We start from the raw sequence: 8772 nt of genomic DNA, 5'->3' as shown, positions 1-8772 counted from the left end.
TTGTCATCCTTGATGTGCTGCCACAGCGCGAGCCGTGTTTCGAATTCACCGAAGGTGTTGGTGAACACCACGCTTCCACGACGCGGCGCTGGCAACGACACCTCGACCGGCACATCCCGTTCGCCCGGCGTGGCCGTAAAGTAGGCGCGGTCGCTCAGGATCTGCTTGGTGCTGATGGGCAGATCGGTGAGCAGCTCCTTCTCGGGGCGCTGGCCGATGAAACGCCGCACGAAGTCGGCCCCGCCCAGATACGGGAACAACAGCCCTTCGCGAATGGCGCGCGGCGAGGAGCCGAACACCGGCATGCCCACCGAACCATCGCGAATCAGATCGCGGATGCGGTCCCATCCACCCGGCATCCGGAGCATCGGGCTGGCATTGGGATCGACGCGCAGCTGCATGAAGACCGCCTGTCCTTCGAGCACAGCCTGGGCGGCGACCTGACGGTCGGCATCGCCCGTGGCGGATTGGATGGAGTCGATCTTGATGTACTGATCCTGCAGGGCGTGCACGAGCTCGTGGGCCACCGTCTGGTCGATCAGCGCACTCGGTGCACCATCAACCACATAGAGTACCTTCGTGGCGGGATCGTAGTACCCTACGATCTGCTCCTCGAGCAGCCGCTGCAACAGTGAGGCGAGTTGCAGCGTGTCGGGGATGAGGCCGAGGATGCGGTAGACGCCCTCCTGCCCCGCGATCTGCTGTTTGCCCCGCTCGCTGTCGAGCTGGTGTCGCACGAACTTCGCGACGTCGTCACGCGAACGCGTCTCGAGCTTGGGCGGCGTCTTGAAGGGCAGCCCGAGCTCCTTCTCGATGCGCGGCACATACTTGGCCACGAGGTCGGCGTACGGACCGTCACCGACTGCTTTCTTCTCCCCACAGGCCGCAGCGAACAGCAGCGCGGAGAGGGCAAGCGGTGTGCGGAAACGACGAAGCGAGGCGCGCAGCGGGGTGCGCACCGTCTGAAGGGGCTCGGGCATGTCGACGACTCAGGCTGGGAAGGCGCGCTGCACGTACCAGGTGATCAGCGCCTCTCCCCAAAGCAAGATCAGCATCGCGGCAGGCGCAAGGAACACCCCGAATGGTACATCGGGGAACGCAAAGGGTTCACCACGACGTGCGTTGCGCACCTTCACGATGGGGCCCACGATGAGCAGGAACACCACGGCGCCCACAAAGGCGCCGGCAATGATGGTGAGCAAGGCACGCTCTGCCCCCACCGCAGCACCCACCACCGCCATGAGGGTGGTGTCACCAAAGCCCATGGCCTCGCGCTTCATGATCACCTCGGCGAGCCAGCCGATCAGCGTGATCGCACCAGCGCCCACGCAGGCCCCCAGAATGGCGGGCCATGCCGAGACAAAATGCGAGGGATGCTGCATGAAGAAGTTGGCGATGGCGAATCCCAGCACGAGCACCAGCCCCGTGATCGTGAAGCCGTCAGGGATCAGGTAGTGCTTGGCGTCCGTCACCGCGATGCCAAAGAGCACCGTGCCGAACAACGCCACCCGCAGCGCTTCGAAGGTCACGCCGAACGCGTAGACACAGGCCACCCAGGCCAGCGCCACCAGCAACTCCACGAGTGGATACTGAATGGAGATCGGCAGGGCACAGCCTCGGCACTTGCCGCGCAGCAACACCCAGCTGAGCAGCGGAATGTTCTCGTACGACGCGATGGGACGTTCGCAGCGCGGACAGCGCGAACGCGGCTTCACCACGCTCATGTCCAGCGGCCAGCGCGCGATGCACACGTTCAGGAACGACCCGATGGCCGCGCCGAGGATGAAGACCGGCAGCAGCACGAGGAGCTGTTCCATGATCGGCAGGGCGTGCAGCAATCCCGCCGTCAGGGCTCCGTGGTATTCGATATCGTCAAACATGTGTGCAAGACGAATCAGGAGGGGCCAGCGCCACGATTCGATGCGGCAACCGGCGTGACCAGCATCATCGAGGGGTAGCCTGTCCGGCGCGCAGCGCGTGCAGCAGGATACCGGTGGCGACACCGACGTTCAGGGATTCGACGTCGGGCTCCATCGGAATGGACACCCGTCGGGTGATGTCGGCCGCGATGTGTGCGGACAATCCGGCCCCTTCGTTGCTGACCACCAGTGCCACCCGGTCGGGCACCACTCCCCCGATCAGCGTCTCCAAGGCATCCCCGTCCGTGTCGGCGGCCATGACTTCGAAACCATGCGGCGCGAGGGTGGCCGAACAGTCCTGCCAGGAGAGGGCAAAGGCCGGGTGGTGAAACAGAGCTCCCATCGCGCCGCGCACGACCTTGGCATTCCACAGGTCCACGGTGCCCGGCAGTGCGATGGTGGCGGTCACGCCGAGCGCGGCCGCGGTCCTGATGACCGTGCCCACGTTCCCGGGATCCTGGAGGGCGTCGAGCACCAGCACGCGGGCCTTGGAGGGCATCGGGGCCGGCAGGCGGTGGTCGGGAATGGGGGCGACCGCCAGGACACCCTGCGGCGACTCGGTGTCCGCCGCGCTGAGCAGGTCGTCGTCGCTCAGCTCCAGGACCGGGATCTCCCGTTGCCGGGCCACAGTCACCAAAGCCGCCGTGCGGACATCTGCCAGCCCACTGGCCCCCACCAGCACTCCCGTCACCGGCAAGCCGGACGCGAGCAGTGTCTCGACCGTGCGCGTCCCCTCCGCCACGAAGCGCTGTTGCCGCTCACGGCCCTTCCGGCGCTGTAGGTCTCTGGCGAGGGTCAGTAGCTTCACGGCAGCTTCCGGGGGCTTCAGGGCCGTTCAGGGCACCTGGTGGCGCAAATCCGACGGGTGCGGGTAGAACCCGTCAACCTGCAGGGTGTCGCCTGCAACGATAGCAGCACATGCGCGAGGAAACCATGACAACGAGCCATCAGAATCGCACGAACGGTGCATGGGCGACGACAGTCATCCGGTCCACGATGTGGACCGCGATGCTGCTTGGCGCCGGGATCATGTTTGCCGGCTGCGTGCCGAATACGAGTCAGGAAGTCGCGATGGGCAACGACTACGCACAGCAGATCGAGCGGGAGTTGCCCATCGTGCGTGATCCCGAAGTGGTGCGCTACATCAACGTGCTGGGTGACTCGATCGCCCGCGTCGTGGATGACCGCAGTCTGACGTGGCACTTCAACGTCGTCGATCAGGGCGACATCAACGCCTTCGCCGTGCCGGGTGGACACATCTATGTGAACCGCGGCCTGATCGAGAAGTCCACCAACATGTCCGAACTGGCCGGCGTGATCGGCCATGAAATTGCCCACGTCACGCAGCGTCACAGCATGAAGCAGATGGCGGCCGCGCAACGAGCCAATGCGGGCATGAGCATCGGCTGCATCTTTGCCCCGTCCATTTGCCAGGGCGCCGCAGGCGCTGGCGTGCAGGTATTGGCGCAGGCCGGTTTCGCGAAGTTCAGTCGCGACGATGAAACGGAAGCGGATCGCTTCGGCGTGAAGTATGTCACCCGTTCGGGCATCGACCCGCGTGGCATGCCCAGCATGTTCCGCATCCTGCTCGCCGAGCGGCAGAACAACCCCTCGGCGGTGGAAGGGTTCTTCGCCTCCCACCCCATCGAAGAAAGCCGCATCCAGACCACCGAAGAGGAGATCGCGAAGCTGGACAAGGTCGTGCTCAGTTCCCTCTCACGCGACTCGCCGGCATTCCAGGCATTCAAGCGCCGGTTGGCCAGCCTGCCACGCACACCCGCGCGTCGCTGATCAGCTGGCCCCGGGTCGAGTTGTACCGACTGCCCGCCGTGTCCTCAGGATGCGGCGGGCAGTTCTCGTACGAATTCCGCGATGAGCGCTTCGAACTGACCGGCGACGGCTTTGCCGGCTTCCATCACTTCTGCGTGCGACAGCTTTTCGTGTGAAAGCCCGGCCGCCTTGTTGGTGATGCAGGAGACGGCCACCGCGCGCATCCCCAGCGCACGCGCCACGATCACCTCGGGCACAGTGGACATACCCACCGCATCCACGCCCATGCGCTCGAGCATGCGCACTTCGGCCGGCGTCTCGTAGGTGGGCCCCAACAGTCCGCAGTACACACCCTCGTGCAACGGCACACCGACCACCTGCGCCGCCGCCCGCATGTTTTTGCGAAGCTCCGGATCGTATGGATCGGACATGTCGGGGAAGCGCTCGTCACCGGGCTCTGTGCTGCCGATGAGCGGATTGCGGAACATGAGATTCATGTGATCGGCAATCAGCATGAGGTCGCCCGCTGAGAAGGTGCGCCGCACACCGCCGGCCGCGTTGGAGGCGATGTAGACCGGTGCGCCAAGAGCGTGCAGCACACGCACGGGGAACGCCGCCAGCGCCGCTTCGTGCCCTTCGTACATGTGAAACCGGCCAGCCAACGCCACCACCGGCCGATCGGCCAGCGTACCCACCAGCAACTGTCCCGCGTGCCCCGCCACCGTGGCGGTGGGAAACCCGGGCACATGCGAAAACGGAATGCGCACCGCATTGGCAATGCGATCCGCCAGACCGCCGAGCCCCGAACCGAGTACGATGCCGCACACCGGTGTGGCCCACGCCTCTCCCACGCGATGGCGGATGTAGTCGGCCGCGATGCGCGCGGCACCGGCGCCAACGGTCTGGGGCCGGGATTCGTGCATAGCGGTCTCGAATGCGCGTGTGCTCATGCAGCCACTCCAATAAGGCGACGGGCGTCGACGAGCCAGGTCTCGATATCGCGGGCCGCTGTGGTGCGCAGCCGTTGGCGGTCAGGCCAGGCAATGAAGGCCGCATCGAAGGCGTTCAGCGCGAGCGTGGCCAGCGTGTCCGCACTGAAAAGCAGTTGCGTGGCACAGTGCCGGAATTCATCGCTGAGCGACACACCACTCATCAACCGGTTGTCCGTGTTGATGGTGACCAGCCCGCCCAACGAGACGTAGCGGGCCAGCGGGTGTTCGGCGAACGTGTGCGCCACCCGCGTCTGCACATTGCTGGTGGGGCACACTTCGAGCGCGATCCGACGATCGACCACATAGGCTTCGAGCGAAGGATCTTCAAACAGCCGTGTGCCATGCCCGATGCGATCGGCGGCGCAGCGGTGCACGGCCTGGGCGATGGAGGTCGCACCATCGCCTTCACCGGCGTGTACCGTGACCGCGAGGTTGGCCGCGCGCGCATGATCGAAAGCGCCCGCATGCACCTCAGCCGGATTGCCCAGCTCACCACCGGCCAGGTCGAAGGCCACCACACCGCGGTCACGATACGCGACTGCCAGTTCAGCCATCTCCATGGCGTGTGGCCATGGGAAGCTGCGCAGCGCGCACACAATCACGCGCGCCACCGTCCCGGTCTCACGCTCACCGCGGGCGAGGCCGCGCAGCACGGCGTCCATGACATCGGGGAGCGACAGGCCATCGCGCACATTGAGCGCGGGGCAGAAGCGCGCCTCGATGTAGCGCACCCCATCGAGCGCCGCGTCGAGCACAAACTCGTGGGCCACCCGTTCCAGCTCGGCGGCCGACTGCATGACCGCGAGCGTGACGCCAAAGCGCGCCAGGTATTCCTCGAGATTCCGGGCGTCATCCACGCGCATCCACGTGGCCAGCGCATCCGGGGTGGACGCCGGCAGCGCGATGCCTCGTGCCGCAGACAGCTCCATCAGGGTACCGGGGCGCAACGAGCCGTCGAGGTGGCAATGCAGTTCGGCCTTGGGCAGCCGATGAATGAGTTCCGCGAGTGCGGCAGCGTCGACACTCATGCCGCGCCATCCGTGTCAGCCAGACGCTCGCGCACCGGCACGACCCGGTAGATCGCGCCATTCACCAGCGCCTGGTGGGCATCCACCGGCAGGCCACGGCTGTCAGTCAACCGCGCCGTGCCGGCGGTGATCTCATCGGCCGATGCCGGCAGCAAGGCGCGAACCGCATCGAGCGCCGTGGAACCAGCAGGCACACTCACACCGCGTTCATTCACGAACGCACGAACTTCGATTGCTTCCATCAACGTGCTCCCCCGGTCACCGGACGAATGCGCACCGCGGTATCTGCCCGGACGGGCTGCGGCTGGCGGCGCAGGTACTCCGCCATCGCGTCGCTGTCACGCAGCGGCAGGTACTCCACTGAGACCGCCGACTTCTGCAGGTCCATGTACAGGTCATCGATCATGAAGTCGTTCATGATCACGGCATAGATGCGCTCAGGCTGGATGGCGGCGCCGTCCGCCATCGTCATACGCACGATCCGTTCACCCTGAGCCCGCGACGAATCGTACTCGATCAGCAAGCCGCTCACGTGAGCGTTCGGCACCGACTTCTCGAACGTGCGCTCCATCATCGCCTTGAGGTCACGGCCGCGCACCCGCATGCGGGTGAGCACATTGCCGAACGGGCTGATGAGGTGCACCCCACCGAACGTCAACGGTCCCTCACGTACATCGATGCGGATGCCACCGTTGTTGATCATACCCACATCGCCGGCGCCCATCGTGCGGGCTGCATCCGCCACGAGGTTACCCAGTGGATACTGATTGCCCCGTCGCCGCAGTTCCATCCCGATCGTCGCGACCGCCTGCTGCTCTTTTGCTTCCGAGCGCGCGGTGGCGACACGCACGATGGAGTCCACCGACGACTCCGCGCCCTCCGTGACATCGCCGCGCACGGGACGAATTTCTGTACGGGCCGTGCCACCGCCGATCGGCAGGTCGATGACGACAATGCCACGCCCGCTCGACGTGGGCTCAACGGCCGGCATGCCCTCGAAATCGAACGTCAGGTTCACGTGGGCGTGGCCCATGATGTAGGCATCCGGACGTTCTGCACCGAGCGCAGCCACCCGCTTGCCCAGTGCAATCCCTTCACCTTCGCATACGGTGGGTCGATCACGTTCGCACCGGCCGCCATCGTGCACGACAAACAGAATCACCTGTGCACCGGCTGCGCGGAGTGCCTTGGCGCGTTGCTGATACACGGGGAGCGGGTCGATGAAGGTGAGCCCAGCCACCTTGCGACGCGCCGCCGAGGTCGACGTGTGCGTACCGGCCGCCCCGACGATGCCGATGCGCACATTGCCACGCTGCACGATCGTGTCGGCCTTGATCCACGAGGGTAGTTTGCCATCAGTGCCGCGCACATTGGCGCCGAGCACGGCGTGCCGCAGTTCACGCATGCGCACCTTGAGCGTGTCCTGCGAAAAATCGAACTCGTGATTGCCCAGCGCGCCGGCCGCAATATCGAAGCGGTTCACCACACCCACCGTGGGGTGGCCCGAATCCCAGTCCGACGCCGGCGTGCCAGTAAAGAGATCGCCGGCATCGATGATGACGCTCTCACAGGCCGGCGCCACGCACTCGCCCTGTGCCTTGCGCAGCGCCGCGGACAGCGCCACCGCACCACCCATCGGATTGGCGCCATCGAATCGCGGCTTGAGCTGGGCGTGGAAGTCGCTCATGGCGATCACGCGCAGCATGCGCTGCCCGGGCGTGCCCACCATCGCTGACGCCGACGACCGACCGCCCGCTTCGGCGCGACGTCCACGCAGTTGCTCGCGCAGGATCAGCTCGCGCGCGGCAGTCGGCTCGATGGACCAGTTGTTCTTGAAGTACTGTGCGGGTTCGATGGTCTTGGTGCGCTCGATCTCATCGATGATCATCTGACGGATCTCGGTATCGCGCTCGTACACCACGGGCGCGTTGGCCAGCATGGCATAACCGCCCCCGCCCGACTGTCGATAGTTGTTCACGGCCAGCGTGAACGAGTCGGTGGGCGCCACGTCGCGGCCACGATACTGCAGGCGCGTGACGCGCTGACCGATCGGCTGCCGCAGGTCGAGCACATAGTCCGCGCCGGCGATGATGTCGAAGTTGTAGCCGGCCACTGCCTGATCGACGATGCCGTTGGACGGCGCCTCGCCGGCCGGTGTGAGTGTGCGGTAGTACCGCGACGAGTACTCGAGGTAGGCACGCAACTGCGCGCCGGTGATGCGTACGGCACGCAGCGTGTTGTCGTACGGGTACAGGCGCGAGATCATCGCGCGCGTGATGCCACCAGCGGGCAACGAGGCCTCGAGCGAGAACGCCGACACCGCTGCGAGGTCCGCCTTGGTTTCGCGGATCATCACTTCGGCCACCAGATCCATGAGCGGCACGTCGGCGACGCGCGCACTGTCGGCCCGCCACGCCACGCTGGTCTGTCCCACCGTGCCCTGCACCCACTGACGCGTGGTCTCGTGGGTACGCGCCGACGCCGCCAGTACCGCTGGGGACTCCTTGTGCTTGGTCACCAGCACGCGCTCACCGCGGCGCGCGGCCACCGTCCACTTGCCCTTCACCTTCTCCATGGACAGCGTGCCCAGTCCCACCGAGCCCGCCCAGTTGCGCGCCTGCATGACCAACGCACCGCCAATCGTGGTGTCCACCACCTCACGGTGGGAATGCCCGAACACCACCACATCGACGCCCGGAATCTCCTTCGGTATACGCGCCGATACATTCTCCGACGGCAATCCCGTCGCCACGGTGTCGTATGTTGCGGGTTCGGCGAGGCCGGAGTGCAGCAGCACGATCACCACATCGGCCTTTGCTCGGCGCGCCGCAGCGACAGACGACTTCACCGCCGGCACGATGTCGGACACCGTCACGCCGGCCGCTTTCAGGTTGTCACGATCCCACACCATCGAGCCGGGTGTGGTGCCACCCACGATCGCCACCTTGATCCCGGTCCGCGTGACCATCGTCCATGGCGCCACGAAGTTGCTGCCGTTGGCGTTCTGGACGTTCGCGGCGAGAAAGGGAAAACTCGCCTGGGCCATGGCCCGCTTGAGCAGCG

The 8772-nt window shown here is 65.8% G+C and carries 8 protein-coding genes; 1 reads left to right on the top strand and 7 read right to left on the bottom strand.

Going from position 1 to position 8772, the window contains the following annotated elements; translation table 11 throughout:
• From VGE27_RS09440 to VGE27_RS09430, 3 genes are all read right to left on the bottom strand, one after another.
• Positions 1–980 (bottom strand): hypothetical protein (locus tag VGE27_RS09440; RefSeq protein WP_331049401.1); only part of this gene is annotated, 980 nt, incomplete at its 3' end.
• A 9-nt stretch (positions 981–989) separates the two neighbouring features.
• Positions 990–1880 (bottom strand): prepilin peptidase, encoded by an 891-nt coding sequence (locus tag VGE27_RS09435; RefSeq protein WP_331049400.1) that lies wholly within the window; start codon positions 1878–1880, stop codon positions 990–992.
• 64 nt (positions 1881–1944) lie between these two features.
• Entirely contained in the window at positions 1945–2727 is a 783-nt protein-coding gene (locus tag VGE27_RS09430; RefSeq protein ID WP_331049399.1) for an RNA methyltransferase, read from the bottom strand.
• A 125-nt stretch (positions 2728–2852) separates the two neighbouring features.
• Between VGE27_RS09430 and VGE27_RS09425 the strand changes: the two genes are divergently transcribed.
• Positions 2853–3710, top strand: a complete 858-nt coding sequence (locus VGE27_RS09425; protein WP_331049398.1) for a M48 family metallopeptidase — start codon at positions 2853–2855, stop codon at positions 3708–3710.
• A 44-nt stretch (positions 3711–3754) separates the two neighbouring features.
• Here the strand turns inward: VGE27_RS09425 and VGE27_RS09420 are convergent, their stop codons facing one another.
• From VGE27_RS09420 to VGE27_RS09405, 4 genes are all read right to left on the bottom strand, one after another.
• Entirely contained in the window at positions 3755–4612 is an 858-nt protein-coding gene (locus VGE27_RS09420; protein WP_414653553.1) for a purine-nucleoside phosphorylase, read from the bottom strand.
• 23 nt (positions 4613–4635) lie between these two features.
• Positions 4636–5709 carry an adenosine deaminase gene (add, locus tag VGE27_RS09415; RefSeq protein WP_331049396.1) on the bottom strand — a complete coding sequence of 358 codons (1074 nt, stop codon included), beginning with the start codon at positions 5707–5709 and terminating at the stop codon, positions 4636–4638.
• Positions 5706–5951, bottom strand: a complete 246-nt coding sequence (locus VGE27_RS09410; protein WP_331049395.1) for a hypothetical protein — start codon at positions 5949–5951, stop codon at positions 5706–5708. The genes add and VGE27_RS09410 overlap by 4 nt, the downstream gene beginning before the upstream one ends.
• The coding region (locus VGE27_RS09405) for a 5'-nucleotidase C-terminal domain-containing protein (RefSeq protein ID WP_331049394.1) at positions 5951–8772 on the bottom strand (2822 nt) is incomplete at its 5' end. The genes VGE27_RS09410 and VGE27_RS09405, both read right to left, overlap by 1 nt.

It is taken from the genome of Gemmatimonas sp. (genome assembly GCF_036405635.1).
Classification (GTDB): Bacteria; Gemmatimonadota; Gemmatimonadetes; order Gemmatimonadales; family Gemmatimonadaceae; genus Gemmatimonas.
Note: the sequence above shows the minus strand (reverse complement) of the source record. Positions and strands in the feature narration are given on the sequence as shown.

Coding starts and splice junctions, on each gene's coding strand:
- VGE27_RS09435 (WP_331049400.1), bottom strand. CDS start 1,880: ATGTTTGACGATATCGAATACCACGGAGCCCTGACGGCGGGATTGCTG.
- VGE27_RS09425 (WP_331049398.1), top strand. CDS start 2,853: ATGACAACGAGCCATCAGAATCGCACGAACGGTGCATGGGCGACGACA.
- VGE27_RS09420 (WP_414653553.1), bottom strand. CDS start 4,612: ATGCACGAATCCCGGCCCCAGACCGTTGGCGCCGGTGCCGCGCGCATC.
- add (WP_331049396.1), bottom strand. CDS start 5,709: ATGAGTGTCGACGCTGCCGCACTCGCGGAACTCATTCATCGGCTGCCC.
- VGE27_RS09410 (WP_331049395.1), bottom strand. CDS start 5,951: ATGGAAGCAATCGAAGTTCGTGCGTTCGTGAATGAACGCGGTGTGAGT.